This window comes from Brevibacillus sp. NPDC058079 (assembly GCF_042885155.1).
Taxonomy (GTDB): Bacteria; Bacillota; Bacilli; order Brevibacillales; family Brevibacillaceae; genus Brevibacillus.
Genome location: NZ_JBHVSO010000001.1, coordinates 763,051 through 782,113, shown reverse-complemented (window position 1 = coordinate 782,113; position 19,063 = coordinate 763,051). Strand labels below are relative to the sequence as shown.

At 45.4% G+C, this 19,063-nt stretch carries 19 protein-coding genes; 4 read left to right on the top strand and 15 right to left on the bottom strand.

Going from position 1 to position 19,063, the window contains the following annotated elements:
- Positions 1 to 8 precede the first annotated feature (8 nt).
- A complete protein-coding gene (locus tag ACFVS2_RS03880; RefSeq protein WP_390231140.1) occupies positions 9 to 953 on the bottom strand; it encodes an alpha/beta hydrolase in 945 nt (314 codons plus the stop codon).
- A gap of 151 nt (positions 954 to 1,104) precedes the next feature.
- Here ACFVS2_RS03880 and ACFVS2_RS03875 point away from each other — a divergent pair, with 151 nt between their 5' ends.
- Positions 1,105 to 1,797: a response regulator transcription factor gene (locus tag ACFVS2_RS03875; RefSeq protein ID WP_390231137.1), complete on the top strand. Its 693-nt coding sequence runs from the start codon at positions 1,105 to 1,107 to the stop codon at positions 1,795 to 1,797.
- Positions 1,798 to 1,874: 77 nt separating this feature from the next.
- On the opposite strand, the gene ACFVS2_RS03870 is transcribed toward ACFVS2_RS03875, so the two are convergent.
- From ACFVS2_RS03870 to ACFVS2_RS03835, 8 genes are all read right to left on the bottom strand, one after another.
- A complete protein-coding gene (locus ACFVS2_RS03870; RefSeq protein ID WP_390231134.1) occupies positions 1,875 to 3,071 on the bottom strand; it encodes an acyl-CoA dehydrogenase family protein in 1,197 nt (398 codons plus the stop codon).
- Positions 3,072 to 3,198: 127 nt separating this feature from the next.
- Positions 3,199 to 3,606 (bottom strand): MaoC/PaaZ C-terminal domain-containing protein, encoded by a 408-nt coding sequence (locus tag ACFVS2_RS03865; RefSeq protein WP_017248449.1) that lies wholly within the window; start codon positions 3,604 to 3,606, stop codon positions 3,199 to 3,201.
- Between the two features lie 27 nt (positions 3,607 to 3,633).
- Positions 3,634 to 4,092, bottom strand: a complete 459-nt coding sequence (locus ACFVS2_RS03860; protein WP_390231131.1) for a MaoC family dehydratase N-terminal domain-containing protein — start codon at positions 4,090 to 4,092, stop codon at positions 3,634 to 3,636.
- A gap of 31 nt (positions 4,093 to 4,123) precedes the next feature.
- Positions 4,124 to 4,939, bottom strand: coding sequence for an SDR family NAD(P)-dependent oxidoreductase (locus ACFVS2_RS03855; protein WP_390231128.1), 816 nt, complete (start codon positions 4,937 to 4,939; stop codon positions 4,124 to 4,126).
- Between the two features lie 25 nt (positions 4,940 to 4,964).
- The gene (locus ACFVS2_RS03850) at positions 4,965 to 6,143 is read right to left on the bottom strand and encodes a lipid-transfer protein (RefSeq protein WP_390231125.1); all 1,179 of its coding nucleotides are present in this window, start codon (positions 6,141 to 6,143) and stop codon (positions 4,965 to 4,967) included.
- 131 nt (positions 6,144 to 6,274) lie between these two features.
- Complete coding sequence (locus tag ACFVS2_RS03845; protein ID WP_390231122.1) at positions 6,275 to 7,861, bottom strand: long-chain-fatty-acid--CoA ligase; 1,587 nt, start codon at positions 7,859 to 7,861, stop codon at positions 6,275 to 6,277.
- A gap of 1 nt (position 7,862) precedes the next feature.
- A complete protein-coding gene (locus ACFVS2_RS03840; RefSeq protein ID WP_390231119.1) occupies positions 7,863 to 9,410 on the bottom strand; it encodes a class I adenylate-forming enzyme family protein in 1,548 nt (515 codons plus the stop codon).
- Positions 9,411 to 9,443: 33 nt separating this feature from the next.
- Complete coding sequence (locus ACFVS2_RS03835; RefSeq protein WP_390231116.1) at positions 9,444 to 10,226, bottom strand: enoyl-CoA hydratase/isomerase family protein; 783 nt, start codon at positions 10,224 to 10,226, stop codon at positions 9,444 to 9,446.
- Between the two features lie 158 nt (positions 10,227 to 10,384).
- Here ACFVS2_RS03835 and ACFVS2_RS03830 point away from each other — a divergent pair, with 158 nt between their 5' ends.
- From ACFVS2_RS03830 to ACFVS2_RS03820, 3 genes are all read left to right on the top strand, one after another.
- Positions 10,385 to 11,365: a LysR family transcriptional regulator gene (locus ACFVS2_RS03830; RefSeq protein ID WP_390231113.1), complete on the top strand. Its 981-nt coding sequence runs from the start codon at positions 10,385 to 10,387 to the stop codon at positions 11,363 to 11,365.
- A 170-nt stretch (positions 11,366 to 11,535) separates the two neighbouring features.
- On the top strand, positions 11,536 to 11,970 hold the full coding sequence (locus ACFVS2_RS03825) for an SRPBCC family protein (RefSeq protein WP_173617657.1): 435 nt from the start codon (positions 11,536 to 11,538) through the stop codon (positions 11,968 to 11,970).
- Complete coding sequence (locus ACFVS2_RS03820) at positions 11,971 to 12,342, top strand: ArsR/SmtB family transcription factor (protein ID WP_017248440.1); 372 nt, start codon at positions 11,971 to 11,973, stop codon at positions 12,340 to 12,342.
- 113 nt (positions 12,343 to 12,455) lie between these two features.
- Here the strand turns inward: ACFVS2_RS03820 and ACFVS2_RS03815 are convergent, their stop codons facing one another.
- The 6 genes from ACFVS2_RS03815 to nikB all read right to left on the bottom strand — a co-directional run bounded on the left by ACFVS2_RS03815 (position 12,456) and on the right by nikB (position 19,040).
- Positions 12,456 to 13,031, bottom strand: a complete 576-nt coding sequence (locus ACFVS2_RS03815; RefSeq protein ID WP_390231108.1) for a hypothetical protein — start codon at positions 13,029 to 13,031, stop codon at positions 12,456 to 12,458.
- A gap of 174 nt (positions 13,032 to 13,205) precedes the next feature.
- Positions 13,206 to 14,561: a M20/M25/M40 family metallo-hydrolase gene (locus ACFVS2_RS03810; protein WP_173617659.1), complete on the bottom strand. Its 1,356-nt coding sequence runs from the start codon at positions 14,559 to 14,561 to the stop codon at positions 13,206 to 13,208.
- 35 nt (positions 14,562 to 14,596) lie between these two features.
- A complete protein-coding gene (locus ACFVS2_RS03805) occupies positions 14,597 to 15,562 on the bottom strand; it encodes an ABC transporter ATP-binding protein (RefSeq protein WP_390231105.1) in 966 nt (321 codons plus the stop codon).
- A gap of 19 nt (positions 15,563 to 15,581) precedes the next feature.
- Complete coding sequence (locus tag ACFVS2_RS03800; protein ID WP_390231102.1) at positions 15,582 to 16,547, bottom strand: ABC transporter ATP-binding protein; 966 nt, start codon at positions 16,545 to 16,547, stop codon at positions 15,582 to 15,584.
- A 10-nt stretch (positions 16,548 to 16,557) separates the two neighbouring features.
- The gene (locus ACFVS2_RS03795; protein ID WP_390231099.1) at positions 16,558 to 18,102 is read right to left on the bottom strand and encodes an ABC transporter permease; all 1,545 of its coding nucleotides are present in this window, start codon (positions 18,100 to 18,102) and stop codon (positions 16,558 to 16,560) included.
- Between the two features lie 17 nt (positions 18,103 to 18,119).
- The gene (gene nikB, locus ACFVS2_RS03790) at positions 18,120 to 19,040 is read right to left on the bottom strand and encodes a nickel ABC transporter permease (RefSeq protein ID WP_017248436.1); all 921 of its coding nucleotides are present in this window, start codon (positions 19,038 to 19,040) and stop codon (positions 18,120 to 18,122) included.
- Between the last annotated feature and the right edge of the window lie 23 nt (positions 19,041 to 19,063).

Below are 19,063 nucleotides of genomic sequence, written 5' to 3'. Positions count from 1 at the left end.
CCCCTACCCTACTTGGTTACAATCTGATCGATTGTATGCAAAAATTCCGTTATGCGAGAAACCGTTGCTTTTATCTGCTCCGGAAATACGGCCATATTCGTAAAATATCCGTGTACTAACCCCTTCTCGCATACCGCTTCGACCTTTACTCCTGCATTCTTCAAGCGTTCGGCATATGCCATTCCCTCATTGCGCAATACATCACATTCGGCAGTGATCACGATAGCAGGAGGGAGATTGCTCAAATCTCTCGCTGATAGTGGAGCTACATACGGATTGCCTTTATCATACTCATGATTGATATAATGGTTGGAAAACCACAACATCAGGTCCCGATTCAGACCGAACCCTTCTTGAAATTCCATGTAAGATGGAGTGTCAAAGCGCATGTCCGTCACTGGGTAAATAAGGACCTGTGCCTTTATTGCCGGGCCGTTTTGGTCTTTTGCAAGAAGCGAGAGAACGGCGGAAAGATTTCCTCCTGCACTATCACCGCCAACTACCAAATCGGAAGCGCTTCCATTAATAGAGGAAGCATTTTCACTCACCCACTTTAACGCTGCATAGGAATCAGCGACGGGAACAGGAAACTTATGCTCCGGCGCCAATCGATAATCGACCGATACGACGATTCTTCCTGATAGATGAGCCAGCATCCGGCAGCTAGCATCTACGGTTTCAAGATCACCGATTACCCAACCGCCACCGTGATAATAGACAAAAAGCGGAAACGGCCCTTGCCCCTCCGGTGTGTAGATCCTGATGTTTATTTCGGCATCCGCTCCAGCCGGAATCAGCTTGTCCTCAACTTTTGCGAGCGGCGCAAGCTCTACCTCGACAGCAGGGATCTGTGCAAATATATCTCTTACTGCTTGCGGCTCCAATTTATGAAGGGGCGGTAATTGGTTAATCCTTTCCAAATAAACTTTTGCTCTTGGATCTAAATTTGCCACGAAGCATCCATCCTTCCCTTGATTTGATGTATACTTGAAGGAAATAGATTCAGAGAAGAGCTATAATCCTTATCTTAAGCCTACTTTTTTCTGTATAATTGGAATATTCCCATTTTGTCGTATATCGATTCCCCCAAAAGGAGATGACAAAGTGACTGCAATCTATACCATTGAAGAACAAGTTCGAAAGCTGGATGCCATAACGAATCATGAAGAAAAATTATATAAAATTCTTGAATTATACCTGGAGCTATTTCCAACTCAGGACGCTTCTTTATATCGATATTCGCCTATTGGATATTTCGGAGAAGGAATTATCTCTCTCTCAGCAAGAGGATTAAGTCATATACGGGAAAAACGTGATGATATTCGGGGATACAGCTTTTTGCAGGATGTCATCCGTGAAAGAAAGGCCAAGTACTGTTCTGGCATTGAGTTCTTCAAACAAACCAGCAGCAATTACCCTCATTCCTCAAATGCGCATGCCGTTTTAGTTTCCCCCATTTGCTACGGTTCGGTCGTCATTGGCTTTATATCCTCCAAAGAATTCCATACGGGAGCAATCATTGATGACAATATCCTTGCGTCTGTCACTCTGTATGGCAAGCTCGTTGGAAAGTTCATTGAAGACTATCAGCGGGTAGAAAACTCTTTGCAACTAAGCAAACGAGAACTGGAAGTGATGAAAAAAATCGCGTGGGGTGAGAGTACGAAGGAAATGGCAGATTCCCTGAATATCAGTGAATTAACCGTCAAACAATACGTAAAATCTGCGATTCAAAAGCTGGGCGCCAACAATCGTTCCCATGCTGTTGGAGAGCTCTACCGCCAAGGAATTATTTAATCGAATTAGTGGAAGGATACATAAAAGCCGACAGAGGTTTTCTGTCGGCAGTCTGTTCTTCGTAATAATTCTTTCCCCTATAGACCAAGGTTTTTGGCAATAATATTTTTCATAATTTCCGTTGTACCACCATAGATAGGCATCACGGCAACATCCCGATAACGACGGGCAATCGGATATTCTTCCATAAATCCGTATCCGCCATGAAGCTGCAAGCAGCGGGCTGACATCTTCCTTGCCATTTCTGTAATAAACCATTTTGCCATGGAAATTTGGGTAACGATATTTTCTCCTTGCATATGTTTTTCGGTTAAATCATCAAGGAAGGTCTGGGCCATTTTTAATTCGGTTGCCATTTCTGCAATCTCAAATTGCGTGTTCTGAAAGGAACTGATCGGTTTCCCGAAAGCATGCCTTTCTTTTACATAGCTCATGGTTGTCTTGAGCATCTCTTCTGCTATGACCATTGCACCCAAAGCAATCAACAACCGTTCCTGCTGCAATTTTTCCATCAAGTAGTAGAAGCCCTGGCCTTCTTCACCTAGCAGATTACCAACGGGAACACGCGCATCCTCAAAAATCAACTCAACGGTATCTGTAGAATGCTGGCCCAGCTTTTTCAATTTGCGTCCGCGGGAAAATCCGGGTGTATCCGCATCCACCAAGAGGATGCTGACACCTTTCCGAGCTGGAGTTGCTTTTGGATCGGTTTTGACTGCAACAAAAAACAGCGATGCATTGATACCGTTGGAGATAAAGGTTTTCTGCCCGTTTACGATATAGTGATCGCCATCACGAATAGCCGTTGTACTCATACTCGCCAAGTCCGATCCGATCCCAGGCTCTGTCATCGCCACTGACGTTGTTACCTCTCCACTCACACATTTGGGCAAATACCTTTTCTTTTGCTCTTCGTTTCCAAATCTTTCGAGGTAAGGGACGATAATCGAAGAGCTCGTGCTTGCCAACGTACCTACGCCTACACGATGTAACTCTTCCGCCAAGACGAGATTAAAGCCGAAGTCGAGGCCAAGACCACCATATTCAGGCTGCACCTGCGGACAAAGAAACCCTTGCGCACCCAGCTTCTCATAAAATTCTCGTGGCGTGTATTTTTCTTCTTCCCATTTCTCGATGGAAGGGACAGCTTCTTTTTCGAGAAATTTTTGCAAAGAAGTTCGGAACATATCATGTTCATGGGTGAGAAAACGTCTCTCTCTTCTAAATAAATCAAATGTATTTGGTTTAGATGAAATCATTGAATTTGACACCATGCACCCCTCCTCTTTTTTGGATTGTTCATACATATAGGAAAGACCGTCTATGAGAACCGGGAGGGCTATAGTGGCAACCAATTCCACGGTACTCAAGCCGGTCAGTTAGGAAACGCAGACAAATCTATTACCTTGATGGCAATTTCGCCTCAAAGATGCCTGAAACTTTGACTTCTCCTTCGCTGTTCTTGGCTAGCACTTCTCCTACTACAGTGTTATCCAACTTTTTCTCCAGAACTTTTCCGACAATCTGGATCGATTCGCCAGGCAGTGTCATTTTGCTAAAACGAACTTGAATTTTCTGAATGTTTTTTCGAGAAACCCAGGAAGTAACTCCTTGGGACAGCATCCCCATGACCAGCATTCCGTGAGCGATGATCTTCATGCCTGCTTTCTCTGCGAACTCTTCCACCAGATGCAGCGGGTGAAAATCGCCGGAAGCACCTGCAAACCGAACGAGCTGCACGCGGGTGATCGGTTCTTTTTCCAGAACAGGGAACTCGTATCCTTCGCTTACATCCTCATAAAATATCATGGCGTTCTCCTTTCTTCTCATGCCCCGTTAATGACGATGCACGATCGTGTTTCTCGTAATGGCTACCAGTTCGCCTCGCTGATTTCGATACTGATTTTCAGATGTGACCAAGTCCATCGATCCGCTGCTTCCTGTCTTCGTTTCGGCATCGACAACCTTGCTCGTGACTGACAGCACATCTCCCGCGACAATGTCACCCAAGTATTCATAGGATTGCTGTCCATGCAAAACTCTCGCCAGTTTTAATCCCAACTTCTCCATTTTTTCAACGGAACCCATGCCGCCCCACAAGTCAATAACCTGCAAAAAGGTTGGCGGGATCGGGATTCCATCGTAGCCTTCTTTTTTGGCAACCTCCAGATCGTAATAGATCGGGTTGTCATCACCAATGGCGAGGGCCAATTCTTTTATTTTTCCTTTTTCTACGGGCATGGTGTAAGGTTTAAACTCCAGCCCGATCAAATCTTTCACATTTGACACGTTCATTCACCTCATCTGCATAAATTGGACGGAATGATTACGTCAAGGAACCGCCGTTTACCCCAAGCACTTGTCCATTAATGTAGTTAGACAATGGGGAAGCCAGGAATAGGATGCTTTCGGCTGCTTCCCTTGCACTGCCAACGCGTTTTTGAGGGATATTGTTGATTAACAGGTGCCGTACTTTTTCTGGAATGCCCGCTGCTTCCCCATTGACAATCAATCCTTCTTCTTTCGGTCGTGTAAGCCGTGTATCAATGAACCCGAATGCTACTGCATTGCTGTTGATGTTGAATTGCCCCCACTCTTTCGCTACCACCTTGGTTAATCCGATGACTCCTGCTTTCGCAGACGAATAGTTAGCTTGGCCCATGTTTCCTCTTACCCCGGACCCGGAGGAAACATTGATAATCTTGCGGTGATGAACGATGCCTTGTTCGATCTCTTTTTTGGCGACATCGCGCATGTATGGGGATGCTTCACGAATCAATCGGAAGGGAGCGATCAGATGGATGTCTAGCATTGCTTGGAATGCTTCGTCCGTCATTTTATGAAGAAGGCCGTCAATACAATAGCCAGCATTGTTCACCAAAATATCCAGTCGGCCAAAGGCAGAAATCGTCGCATCTACCAATTGCTTCGGATAGACTGGATCTGTTACGTTTCCGCAAAATGCGATCGCATCGCTTCCGAGATCCTTGATCGTAGAAACTACTTCTGCTGCCGGTTCTTCATCTCGATCTGCCACAACGACTCGCGCGCCATTTTCAGCTAATACCAATGCCGTTTCACGGCCGATTCCACGTCCAGCCCCTGTAACAATCGCTACTTGGTTTTCCAACATTTTCGCCATTTCCACTCTTCCTTCCATTTCGTTTTTATCCAACTCGATACATAGTTACGACGCAAGCACCACCAAGACCCAAGTTGTGATGCAAGGCAACTCTTGCATTTTCCACTTGCCGTTTCTGTGCCTGCCCGCGAAGCTGCCAGACAAGCTCCGTGCACTGGGCAAGACCCGTTGCTCCGATGGGATGTCCTTTTGACATCAAGCCACCAGAAGGATTGACAACCACTTTGCCACCGTATGTGTTATCGCCATCATTGATCAATTTCTCTGCTCCACCTTCCTCACATATCCCCAGGCTCTCATAGGTAATGACCTCATTTGGGGTGAAGCAGTCATGGAGTTCCAAGACATCTACTTCTTCTGGGCCGATGCCTGCCGCCTCATAGACCTGTTTGGCGGCACGACGGGTCATATCGGCTCCCACCAGATTGAGGATATTGTCGTGACTAACATTCATATCCGTTGTCAGTGCTTGTGCCACAATCTCGACTGCGTTGGAAATCCCGTGCTTTTTGGCGAATTCCTCACTGCAAACAATAGCGGCTGCTGCACCACACGTAGGAGGGCACGCCATGAGACGAGTCAATTTAGGCATCAACTCCGGCGCACTCATGACCTCTTCTATTGTCAGTGTTTGTGTGAATAGCGAGTACGGATTTTGAACGGCATGATTCCTTGTTTTCACGGACACTTTTGCAAAAATGTCTGGATTTGCTCCATACTTCTCCAGATACTCCTTACCTGCTGAACCAAACAAACGAATGGCATTTGGTGCTTGCGGAACTTCCGGCCACAATTCCTTCAATCGATCCTGCAACCAGCCTGTTGCTGGTGTTCGATCATCCCAATGAGATTTCAATGCGCCCGGCTTCATTTCTTCAAAGCCAACTGCCAGTGCGCACTCTACAGCGCCAGACTCTACTGCTTGTCGTGCCAAGAACAGCGCATTGGAACCAGAGGAGCAGTTGTTGTTGATATTAAAAATCGGAATCCCGGTCATCCCCACCTGATATAACGCTCTTTGACCACACGTGCTGTCACCGTAAACGTAACTTGCATATGCTTGCTGGATTTCGGAATAGTCAATTCCCGCATCTTCCAGTGCACCTTTTACCGCTTTCGCTGCCATGACTTCATAGGGCTCGTGTGCCCCCGGTTTTGTAAACGGTATCATATTGACGCCGATTACTTTTACTTTTTTACCCAATAGTCTCGCCTCCTTTGCAGAATGGTGAAGTCGCTCAATATATTTATGAATAATTAGAATCTTTAAATTAATGATAAATTTATGCTTGTATTTAATAAAGTTTAGAAAGCAAAAGGTACATTAAGTAAATATTAATGGGTACGATTTTCCTCAACCAATGTACGGCGCAATATTTTGCCCACTGCCGATTTCGGCAATTGCTCCCTGAATTCGATCAATCTGGGCACTTTGTATTTCGCCAACCGTTCTTTACACCATTCCACAATTTCTTCTTCTGTCAGCGAATGGTCATTCTTCACAACAATGGCTGCTTTGACGGTTTCTCCCCGGTAGGCATCCGGGACACCGAATGTACACGCTTCTGCAACGGCTGGATGCATGTACAGGACCTCATCAATCTCGTTGGGATAAATATTGTATCCTCCTGCGATGATCATTTCCTTCTTTCTTCCGACAACATACAAGAAGCCATCCTCATCCAGCATGCCCGTGTCACCCGTATAGAGCCATCCATCACGTATCGTTTGCGCTGTCTCTTCTGGTTTTTTCCAATATCCTTTCATGATTTGCGGACCTTTCAGAACAATTTCACCCGTTGCTCCTGGTGGCAATTCTTCCAAACCTGTTTCAATATCCACGATTTTTACATCGGCATTTGGAACTGGTATCCCTACGCTTCCTGTTTTTCGAATACCTTTTCCAAATACCCGAACGATAACAGCGTTGGATTCTGTAAGTCCATACGCTTCAGAAATACGGACGCCCGACTTATGTTCAAAGGCTCGCAATACTTCTAACGGGATCGGAGCAGCACCTGATCTGCATATTTTCAACGAACGCAGATCATCGTCCCGAAAGTCAGGATGATTCACTAATGCTACAAAGACAGTTGGTGAGGCTGAGAGATGAGAGGGACGATACTTGCGGATGATGGGAAGAGCGTCGTGGATGCGAAAATGCATGATGGGAATGTAGACACCTGCATGGAAGATAGAGGCCATCATGACCATCAGGCCTGCACCATGGAACAATGGGAAAACACCAAGAAACCGTTCGCTAGGACGCTGAAGTGCCCCTTCGTCTGTGATCGAGGTATGGTACGTGGTCGCTACCGTGTTGTAATGCGTAATCATTACCCCTTTAGGTGTTCCTGTCGTCCCCCCTGTGTACTGTAGGACGGCAATATCTTCCTTGCTATTGATTTGCAAAGGAGGGAGTGTATCGTTTTGTTCTTCGATCCACTGATAGAAGTTGGCATATCCATTTGGATTGTGATCTGTGGTTACGATCGTCAGCTTATTGTGATAGTTGGTACTTTCTAGTTTCTCAATCTGACTGCTATCACAAATCAACCAGCTCGGCTCCGAGTCATCCAGCATGATAAGCAATTCCCGCTGCTGAAACATGGGATTCAGTTGGACGACAATCCCCCCTATTCGCTGAACTGCGAAATAGGCGATGATATATTCTTTGCAATTGTACAGCATGATTCCCAAGCGATCTCCCTTCTTGCATCCACGTCGATGCAAGGCACCGGCAAAACGATCCACTGCGTGCTTCAGTTCGGTATAAGTAAACGCCAGATCCGCTTCGATAATAGCTGGGTGATGAGGAAAATCTTGTGCAGCTCGCTCAAGGAAATGGTAGATGGAGCACAGAGGAATTTCCATTTCAACAGGGATCGTTTTCGGATAAAAGGCATGCCATGGCTTTTTCAAACTACCGACTCCTTTCATTTGAAGAAGTGGATTCGGATTGATGTTTTATGTAACGGCTCCGCAATTCATATTTCAGTATTTTCCCAGAAGGATTTCTTGGCAAAACGTCCGTGAAGATTACTGCGCGAGGAATCTTGTAACCAGCGAGATGCTTCCGACAGAATTCTATTAACTCTGTTCTATCGATGGTATAACCAGGTTTTGCGACGATTACCGCTGCCACTATTTCTCCCCACTTCTCATCAGGAACTCCTATCACAGCTGCTTCCAATACACCATCAAAAGCGTACAGAATGTTCTCTACTTCAACGGAATAGATGTTGCTGCCACCCGAAATAATCATATCTTTTTTGCGATCAACAAGTGTTATGAAGCCATCTACATCAACGGAACACAAGTCTCCCGTATACAGCCACCCGTCACGAATTGCCTCAGCAGTAGCCTCTGAATTTTTATAATACCCCTTCATGATCATGTCGCTCCGAAGAAGCAATTCCCCAATTTCTCCTGGGGCAATTTCTTTTCCATCCTTGTCAACGACTTTGGCTTCCGTCAAGAATCTTGCCTTTCCGCTTGTCCCCAGCTTTTCCTTGTGTTCCTCCGGATATAAGTAAATCCCGGAAGGTCCGCCTTCTGTCAATCCACAACGGTTGTTAAACTGATCCGTCTTAAACAGTTCCATACTTTTCTTGATGAGTTCGGGAGACATCGGTGCTCCACCATACCTTAGACTTTCAATCGAGGATAAATCGTATTGGGCGGCATCTGGGACTTGCAGCATCATGTTATACATCGTTGGAACGGCAATAAATGATTGAATTTTGTAATGATCAATTGCTTTTAGAACTTCAACAGGATCAAATTTTTGTTGAATGACAACTGTTTGTCCCAAAAATAAATCCTTGAAGAGGATACTGAATCCTGCACCGTGAAAGAAAGGCATGAAATGCAAGATTCGGCTGTTCATTGTTTCCCCACTCAACCCAAGCGAATGAAAAATGAACAAAATTGCTCGATGATGATCGAATACGGCTCCTTTGGGTCTTCCTGTCGTTCCGGATGTATACAGGATGTGAGAATCATCATGCTGTTCAACCACTACATCAGGATCATTTACATTTTCAGTCAGAACCTGTTGCAAAGACAAATGTCCTTCTGCTTGCGCATGATGAACAGCAATACAATGAGCGACCTTGGCAGATCGAGCCTGTTCAATCAACGCTCCAAACTCTTCATCATAAATGACTAGCTTGGCATCCGAATGATCGATGAGATATGCTGCTTCTGATTTCGTCAGGCGAACGTTGATCGGAACTGTGACAGCACCGATCTTAGCGGCCGCAAACAAAGCGATCGGGAAGATATTGGAGTTTTTCATCATGAAGCATATTTTTTCACCTTTCGTGATCCCAAGTGAAAGCAAGCCATGTGCCAGTCGATTTACGATTCGATTTAGCTGTTCATACGTGTATGTCTGATCCTGATAGATAATCGCGACTCTATCCGGCATCATATTCGCGTTTCTGACAAGTGAACTCCCAATATTCACGATGACGCACCTCACCAACAAGGAAATCTCACATTATTTCCCTTTAAATTGTGGAGCCCGTTTTTCAAAAAATGCAGTAACTCCTTCTTTCAAATCTTCCGTCTGAAAACATACTCCTTGACCAAAGGCTTCCAACTCCAAAAATTCTTCTAAACTGACATTTGCGCTATAGTGAACGAGTTGTTTGATCAGTCCAATTGACAAGCTTGGCCCTTCTGCAATCTTTTGCGCGATGGAACATGCCCGCTCCAGCAAGCTGCCATCATCGACTACTTCATTCACCATCCCGAGTTGGTATGCTTGTTCTGCCGAGATGCGCTCTCCCAACATCATGAGTTCTTTGGCACGGTGAGGCCCCAATGATTGTGTCAAAAAATGAATCCCACCGAAATCGGGAAGGGCCCCCACTTTCACGAAACTTTGAATGAAGAAAGCGGAACGGGCTGCAATCACCAAGTCGCAGGCCAATGCCAGACTGACTCCTGCTCCTGCTGCGGCGCCATTCACCGCTGCTATCATGGGCTTTTCCACTTTTCTCATCATGTGGAGTAGCTCATAATACTGTTTCATTCTTTTACGGGTAGAAAAGGCATTCGAAGTATCGCCCTGAACGTTATTCAAATTGCCACCAGCACTAAACGCACGTTCTGTACCCGTGATGATAACCGCTTTGACTTGGTCGTCATATTGAATTTCCCTAAAGGTATCGAGTAGTTCCCATGCCGCTTCCGTTAAAGGATTTCTGATTTCTGGCCTGTTCAATTTGATGATGCAGATTTTGTTTTCAATCGTGGTCACGATGTTTTTTCCCTTCATACGACTCACCTCTTTTCGTACTCGGACCGAGTATGGTCAGATTTCATGAAAATTATAATTCAGATTGTTCAGAATCTTGTATTCATGATATTCTGGTATTATCTATTTTTAAAGTTTAGAAATGAAAAGGTACGTTATGTAAATATTAATGGCTCATATTGGTAAGCATTCCTAAACACATTTTCCATGAAAATCAATGTTACTGGGGTGAAACAATGCGTATCGAGCAACTTATCTACATAACCGAAATAGCAAAAACAGGATCGATTGCGAACACAGCCGAACGACTTTTTGTGTCTTCTCCAGGTATAAGCCTTGCGATTAGCAGTTTGGAAGAAGAGCTCGGCGTAAAAATTTTTGAACGCTCACGTACTGGATTAGAGCCCACTGAAGTAGGAAGAAAGCTGATCTTACGCGCCCAGGAAGTATTGAACCACATTGAAGAATTCAAAAATGAGGCGAAATGTGATTCTTCCGAGTTGGAAGGACAGTTATCCATCTCCATAGTCCCAGGCATCTGTCGAACACTCATTCCGAAAACCTTGGCTGCGATTACTACAAAATTCCCAAAGGTCCATCTTCATGTGAAAGAAGCACATCTTATGCAAGTTCGAAAAGATGTTTTGAATGGGGATGTTGACATTGGCGTCATCTACTCTTTTCCCTCCTCCCATGAAGAAAACAAGTTGCTTACTACTACCCATATCACAGATAGCTCCATGATGGTCTGTTTTCGAAAGGACTCGGAATTGGCTAGCAAAGAGATCATTTACATGGAGGATTTATATAACTATCCGATTGTTGCATCCACCAATTTGAGTGATACAAAAAAATTCTATTCCTATCTATTTGGGGAATTTCACAAAATTAACTTCTCCGTTCAATCGCAAAACTATGAAACAAAAAAACATTTCATCTCGCAAGGAATGGCATTGGGGTTTGAAACTCGCCTAACAACGAAAACCGATCCCTTTTTTCAAAGGGAAGATATTATTTGCAAGCCCCTCATTGCAAAAGAACCTGTGGTCTCCTATTATTGCATCAAATTAAAAAACCAATACGTTTCAGTACCCGGTAAGGAATTTTTAAAGGAACTGCAAGCCCAAGCGAATCAATATAAAGAAATAAGTAGACAATGAGTCGATACATGATAGTTACAAAGGAGCTTCAGTAAATCTGATCTCCTTTTTTGTATAGTCTTTGATCATTGGAGGAAAAATACCATTTACATATAACCAAAAGGTGTTATATCATCATGAAGTAAAACCAAAAGGTGTTATATTTTCACTACGAAACGGAGAGATTTACCGTGGAACAGAACAATCAACAAACCGTAGAAGATATTAAACAAACCATTGTTTTCGAAGCCCCTATTCAAAAGGTATGGGAAAAAGTATCCACTGCGGAAGCCATTTCTGCTTGGTTTATGCCGAATGATTTTCAACCAGTGGTAGGTCACGAGTTTCATATCCAATCCCCTTTTGGACCGTCCCCATGCAAAGTGTTGGAAGTAGAAGCACCTCATCGCCTTTCTTTTGCTTGGGATACAGACGGTTGGGTAGTCTCGTTTCTTTTAAAAGACCTGGGAGATAAAACGGAGTTTACCCTCATTCATGGTGGATGGAAAGCGGCAGATGAGATCATCGGAAAAGCAAACGCGAAGAGCGCAATGATTCGTGAGAAGATGAATCAAGGTTGGGTTGGAATTGTACACGAGCGTCTGAAAAAGGTTGTGGAGGGTTAAATGTCTGCTTCAGCAGAAAAGGTGGATGTATTTCAAGCGATCGCTGACCCTACTCGTCGAGAAGTACTTCGCTTGCTAGCTGAAAAAGAATTGCCTATCTCTGCCATTACCTCTCATTTCCCCATAAGCCGAACTGCTGTGGTTAAGCATCTTCATATACTTGCTGACGCAGATTTGGTTACGGGACATAAGGTAGGTCGCGAGAAAATCTATCGGTTGCATCCCGGTCCCCTGACAGAAGTAAAGCAGTGGCTTTCCTTTTACGAGCAGTTTTGGAACAATAAGCTCTCTATGTTGAAGCATCTGGTGGAAACCGATGGCGATACGGCATTAACTGTCGTGCAATCGGAACCGGATCAAAAAAGAAAATAGTTTATCATGCCCTTCCCTCTTGATCGATTGACCCAAAATCAAGAGGGTTTTCTTTAATCAGGCATTTCTTATGCAAAAAGACTGCCGATTGCTCGACAGTCTGGGTAGTTGGCTTACTTATTCAACAGCTCGTTCAGTTCAGTGGATTCGGTCAAGTGCAACGGTGCCGTTCCATAAGCTTTGCCATCTTCTGAATCAAACATATGGTTTTTGTTGTCTCCGCTCAATACGAAGAACAGTGTCTTCGCCTTTACTTCTGCTTTGTCATCTGTACCAACAGTCGCTGGCAAAGTGTTTGTCGTTACTTCAGCGTAGTTGAATTCAACTGCCAAAGCCTCTTTCTTGTCCTTCTCCACCGCTTGGGTGCTGTCATCAAAACGCATTTGGTCCGCAGGTGTTTCAAAACGTTTATTCATGAGCGCAAGAATTTCCTTGAACTTGTCATCTTCCGGCTTCAGGGATGTTTTTTCCCCTTGCTTGTACACAACGATTTCTTGTGGAGCAACGATCACTTGTTGCTCTTCTTTTTTCGCTTCTTCAGGTTTTTGCGTAGTTGCTTCACCCGCTGGTTGTTGGGTACCTGTTGCCGCTTGATTTTGTTTTGCTGGTTGCTCTGCAGTTTGCGTGTTGCCGCAAGCAGTCAGAACTGCTAACAGAAGTGCAGCTGGGATCAATGTAGACTTTTTCATGTTGAGGACCACCTTTTCCATATTCTCTCTCCACTGTTTTACTCGCTTATTAGAAATAAGGGCGGTCGCGAACAATCGCGAACACGCCCGTGCCGTTACTGATACGTGGAGTGCTATTAACCCAAGCATTATATTACATATGGATATGAATAGCAAATTACTACTTATTGATTCTTACTTTGAAAGCTCCCCTAATCGATGAATCACATGGCATGTACATGAAATGCCCTGATAAAAAAGGGCCACTTTCATATTTTCATTCGGTGCATGATTCGCCTCATCTGCATTCGCATACGGGACCATCACGGATGGGACTCCGAGAATCTGGGTCCAGACATAATCGGGGAGGCTCCCGCCGACTCCAGGTACAAGAAGAGGATCTACTCTGTACGCATCTCTGACTGCCTGTGTAACCACTTTCACGATCTCCAGTTCAGCAGAAGTACGAGAAGGTTTCATATCTCCTTGATGCAAAACCTCTATGGATGGATTGTGTTTTTTCACATGTTCGCAAAGCTTTTGAAAAATATCGTCTGGGTCTTGATCGATGACTAGCCGTATATCCATTTTCACACGCGCAGTAGCAGGAATAATCGTCTTGGATCCGTCTCCCCCGTATCCACTGTGAAAGCCGCAAATATTGAAAGTCGGTTCCAAGGATACCAAGCGATAAAAGGTTTCGGCGTCCGCTTCGATATCTGGATATCCGATCTGCTCGATTAACACCTCGCGTTCAAAAGGAAGCTTGCGAAGCAAATCCAGCTCATAGGGAGTCGGTTGGCGGATGTTATCGTAAAATCCTTCGATTAGCACCCTCCCCTGCTCATCACGCATCGTTTTTAACAAGTCAATTAGCATCCATGCCGGATTGGGTGCGATATTTCCCATATTTCCCGAATGATGATCCCATTTTGCTCCGTGTGCTACCAGTTCGACACCAAGAATACCCCTGACACCTAACTCAACAGAAGGAATACCGCTTCCATGCATGGGCCCATCTGATGTGTAAACAAGGTCACATGCCAATAGCTCTTTATTCTCTTCAACGAAAGTAGCGAGATGAGGACTACTGTTTTCCTCCTCCCCTTCAAGTACCAGCTTCACATTGACTGGCAACTCACCAAAGCTGTCCAAATACGTTTGAATCGCCAGTACCTGAGCCATTAACTGACCTTTGTTGTCTCCTACTCCTCGACAATAAATCCTTCCGTCTCGTATGGTCGGTTCAAAGGGTGGCGACAGCCATTCCTCGAGCGGCTCAGGGGGCTGGACATCATAATGACCATAGATCAATACTGTGAATGCATTCTCAGCCTTTATCCATTCTCCATATACAACAGGATGTCCCGCTGTTTCCATTAGGCGACTCTGTATCCCACATGCCTGCATCATCTCATTCAACAGCTCCGCACATTCTCGTACCCCTACATTGGTTGTACTTATGCTTTTCTGTTTCAACAAGGCAAACAGTTGCTGTAAATAATGTTCTTTACGCTCCTCTATTAGACGCTGAACAGTAGCCAAGCTCATGCTATATTCTCTCCTATCTATGGTTTCCTTTTTGATCAGACATAGAGATGACAAGCCACACTATGTGAATCGGTCACTTGTTGCATATCTGGTCTGATTACTTTGCATATCTCCATCACATTCGGACATCTACTGGCAAAAGCGCAGCCCAGTGGAGAGTTGGCTGGTGAAGGCACGTCCCCTTGCAAAATGATTCGTTCCTTCCTCAATCGGGGATCTGCCACTGGGATGGCGGATAACAACGTCTTGGTATAAGGGTGTAAAGGATTGGCGTACAATTGTTCCGTTGTCGCAAGCTCCGCCATTCTCCCTAAATACATGACTCCGACACGATTGCATATATGCCGAACTACCCCGAGATCATGGGAAATGAACAAGTAAGTCAGTTGAAATTCTTCTTGTAAATCCTGCATGAGATTTAAGATTTGCGACTGGATCGATACATCTAGTGCAGAGACGGGTTCATCAGCCACTACTAGCTGTGGTTGAAGAATCAGTGCACGAGCAATGCCAATTCGTTGCCGCTGCCCTCCCGAAAATTCATGAGCATACCGCTCAGCATACGTGCGATTTAACCCGCAAACCTCCATCATATGATGTACTTTTTCCAAACGCTGATGTTCATCACCCAATCTATGGGCTTTTAGCGGCTCATCCAGAATTTCCTTTACCGTCAATCGTGGATTAAGCGACGAGAATGGATCTTGGAACACCATTTGAAAATGCTTGCGCTGTTGCCTCAGTTCACTCGCTGATAAGGAAGACAGACTCCTGCCTGCAAAGCTGATATCCCCTGAAGTTGGTTTTATCAGTTGCAAAATCGCCCTGCCCATCGTCGATTTTCCACATCCGGATTCTCCTACCAGACCGAGCGTCTCTCCTTGATTGATGGTAAACGAAACATGGTCGACGGCCTTCACTACACTCTTCGTTTTTTGCAGCAGCTTGCTCTTCCCTGGATAAAACACCTGTAACTGTTGTACTTCTACTAATGGCTCCATCCCAACACCTCCCGTTCTCCTAGGCATGTAACCAGCAGCGGCAAGTATGCTTATTGCCGACCGAAATGATCGCGGGGTCTTCCCCCCAGCAACGGTCAATAACACGATCGCACCGTTCTGCAAAGCGACAACCCTTGGTGATCGACCCTGCTGGCGGGACTTGCCCTTTGATCGTATATAAGCGGCTTCTCTTTTCTACTGAAGAGGGCATGGATTGCAGCAGACCAATGGTATAAGGATGCTTAGGATTATGGAATAAATCATCGACGTCAGCTTCTTCCACGACTTCTCCTGCATACATCACCAGAACGCGATCACACATCTCAGCGACCACCCCCAGGTCATGAGTGATTAGCATGATGGCTGTGTTTTCTTTTTCTTGCAATTTTTTCATCAGGTCTAAGATTTGCAATTGAATCGTTACATCCAGCGCCGTTGTTGGTTCATCCGCAATCAACAGCTTTGGCTGGCATGCCATCCCAATCGCAATCATTACCCGTTGCCGCATTCCACCCGACAATTCAAATGGATAGCTCCGGTAGATTTGCTCAGCACGGGATATACCGACGCGCTTTAGCATCTCGATGGATTGTTCTTTTGCTTCCTGTTTGGATGCGCACGTATGCAGTAGAATAATCTCATCGATTTGTCGGCCGATCGTAAAAACAGGGTTTAAGGAGGTCATCGGCTCCTGGAAAATCATCGAGATCTCGTTTCCTCGGACCACACGCATTTCTTCCTCGGAGAGTTGGGTCAAATCCCTGTTGTTATAAACGATTTGTCCATTCGTAATGCGGCCGGGTGGGCTGATCAGGCGCATGATCGATAGGGACGTGATGCTTTTACCGCAACCGGATTCTCCAACGATCCCCAAGGTTTCACCCGCATGAACAATAAAGGAAATACCGTTAACGACAGTTATCTCTTCCTTTTCTTTTTTAAAAGAAACCTGTAACTGGTTGACCTCTAAAATAGGCGTATTCATTCGTTTACTTCTACTCCTTTAGCTTGGGATCGAGCGTGTCTCGCAGACCATCACCAAACAAATTGAAGCAGACGACAGTCAGTACAATGGCGATCCCAGGAAAAAATGTTGGGTAGAAAAAATTCCGGCTGTTGTCTTTGGCTGCGCTCAACATCGCCCCCCATTCCGGAGCTGTTATGTCACCACCCAGACCGAGAAAGCTAAGAGCAGCACCAAGCAGAATCGCTGTACCAATTCTCATCGTCAAATAAACCATGACCACAGGAAGCATACCGGGCAAAATATGCCGTATGATAATCACAAAATCCTGCACACCGATTGATTTAGCCGCTTCCACATACGTCATTTGCTTTAACGCTAAAGCACTCCCTCTGACGATGCGGATGAAGATGGGAACCGTAAAAACTGCTACTGCAAAAATAATGTTAACCATCCCAGCCCCTAGCACGGCAATCACTGCGATCGCGAGCAATATCCCCGGAAACGCCAACAAAATATCGGTTAGACGCGTAATGATCGAGTCAATCCACCTTCCGTAATATCCAGCTAATAGGCCAAGGAGCGTCCCAATAACAGCACCGATCCCGACAGACACGAAACCAATGAACAGTGTTTCACGAGTCCCAGCCAAGACACGACTGAAGATATCCCGATTTTGATGATCGGTTCCGAACCAGTGCAGTAGGGATGGCTGTTGATGTTTCCTATTGTCCATAAGTGCGATATGCGTCTGACTAGGCTGTATTTGGACGAGTACAGGCTCTTGCATCGATGTTTCAACAGCTATCGGGACAATGGTAGATACAGGCCCGATTGATACTTTCACTTGCCCGATACCCTGACCAAGCGCGGTCACCATCCCATCAGGCGTTACACGTACTACTTTTTCATCTGTCGACTGGTAATGAATTTGTCCGTCCTCTTCCGATTGCTTTTTCTTGGCTGTTACGAACCCGTTGTTTTCTTGTGAGACAGCCTTGTTCGCCCCCACTACTTGTTTCAGGTTGCTACGAATTTGTTCAAAGCCGATCAGCTTAACATCATTTGAAAGTCTGGCCTCTAGCTCAAGCTGGAAGATGTCCCCCTTCTTTACCATGCCTGCCGGACCTTGAAGCAGCAGCTGCGTAAGAATCGGTGGGGAGTCCTCTGCAGAAACGTCTAGCTTGATCTGCGTAGCGACATCTCCTTTTGCCATCAGCACCGTTGTGCTTCCTTGCCCGACTGGTGTTATGGTGATCGAGCCATTCGATTCACTGACGGTGGAAATCTGTCGGTTCGTACTTTGCAGCATAAGCTCAGACACAGGGCGTTTTGTACCATCACTCATGATCCCGCTTATTTGAATCGATCCGGTCAATTCTTTCGTTTTGTCGATTCCCTTTTCCTCATACTGCTCTGTCACAGGCCGATTCGGATCATAGGGTGTGATCCATGGCCCTGCCAACCCTAGCAGAAAGATGCCGATTAATATCCAGAAGGCTACTACCGCCATCGTCTGTTTCTTGAACTTTTTCAAAAATAGCTGAAAGGGAGAGTGAGTATTCTGACTTTTCATTCGTCTGCTCCTCTTTGTTATTCATAACGGATTTGCGGATTCACAAGACTGTAGCTGATATCTACAAGAAGATTGACGATGAGAAACTGGACGGAAAAGAGCAGAATGAGCGCTTGCATGGCCGGATAATCGCGAGCGAGAACGGAATCAATCAAATACGATCCCAGCCCTGGCCAGGCAAAAACTTGCTCAACTACGACTGCTCCTCCGAGCAAAAAGCCAAATTGCAACCCAGTCATCGTGATCACGGGAATCAGCGCATTACGCAATACATGCGTCCAAATGATGACTGACTCTCGCTGCCCTTTTGCCTTAGCTGTGCGTACAAAATCTTCCTGTAATACTTCAAGGACACTGGAGCGTGTAAAGCGGGCAATGATCGCAGACACTCCGAATCCTAGTGTTATCGACGGAAGCAGAAGGTGCGCAAAGGTTCCGCTGCCACTGGTAGGGAACCACCCCAACTGCACGGCAAACATTTGCATGAGCATGAGTCCGAACCAAAACTCCGGAATGCTAATGATCGTCGTGGTTGAGATAATCCCGATGCGATCCCAAATCGACTTGCGCCGAGCCGCTGAATAAATTCCGACAACCAGGCCTATAATCAGCGCCCAGAACATGGCGGCAAACGTTAATCCAAGCGTGTATAAGAACCGCTTACCGATCTCGTCAGACACATTGGTCTTTGTTTTATAGGAAACACCGAAATCGCCGGACAAAATTTGCTGAAGATAACGACCGTACTGCACATAGAGTGGATCATGAAAGCCTAGATTCGCTTTTACTTTCTCATAGGTGGCCATATCCATTTCCGCACCGTACATGATACGGATCGGGTCGCCAGGGGTAAGATGTACGAACAAAAAAGAAAGGATCGAGATGATCACTAAAATGGGAATCATGCCCAATATGCGACCAAAAATATATCTAGCCATTTCCTACACCTTCTCTTTAGAAA

Coding starts and splice junctions, on each gene's coding strand:
- ACFVS2_RS03865 (WP_017248449.1), bottom strand. CDS start 3,606: ATGATATTTTATGAGGATGTAAGCGAAGGATACGAGTTCCCTGTTCTG.
- ACFVS2_RS03855 (WP_390231128.1), bottom strand. CDS start 4,939: ATGGCGAAAATGTTGGAAAACCAAGTAGCGATTGTTACAGGGGCTGGA.
- ACFVS2_RS03795 (WP_390231099.1), bottom strand. CDS start 18,102: ATGAAAAGTCAGAATACTCACTCTCCCTTTCAGCTATTTTTGAAAAAG.
- ACFVS2_RS03800 (WP_390231102.1), bottom strand. CDS start 16,547: ATGAATACGCCTATTTTAGAGGTCAACCAGTTACAGGTTTCTTTTAAA.
- ACFVS2_RS03860 (WP_390231131.1), bottom strand. CDS start 4,092: ATGAACGTGTCAAATGTGAAAGATTTGATCGGGCTGGAGTTTAAACCT.
- ACFVS2_RS03820 (WP_017248440.1), top strand. CDS start 11,971: ATGTCTGCTTCAGCAGAAAAGGTGGATGTATTTCAAGCGATCGCTGAC.
- ACFVS2_RS03835 (WP_390231116.1), bottom strand. CDS start 10,226: ATGAAGGGAAAAAACATCGTGACCACGATTGAAAACAAAATCTGCATC.
- ACFVS2_RS03810 (WP_173617659.1), bottom strand. CDS start 14,561: ATGAGCTTGGCTACTGTTCAGCGTCTAATAGAGGAGCGTAAAGAACAT.
- nikB (WP_017248436.1), bottom strand. CDS start 19,040: ATGGCTAGATATATTTTTGGTCGCATATTGGGCATGATTCCCATTTTA.
- ACFVS2_RS03805 (WP_390231105.1), bottom strand. CDS start 15,562: ATGGAGCCATTAGTAGAAGTACAACAGTTACAGGTGTTTTATCCAGGG.
- ACFVS2_RS03870 (WP_390231134.1), bottom strand. CDS start 3,071: ATGGTGTCAAATTCAATGATTTCATCTAAACCAAATACATTTGATTTA.
- ACFVS2_RS03815 (WP_390231108.1), bottom strand. CDS start 13,031: ATGAAAAAGTCTACATTGATCCCAGCTGCACTTCTGTTAGCAGTTCTG.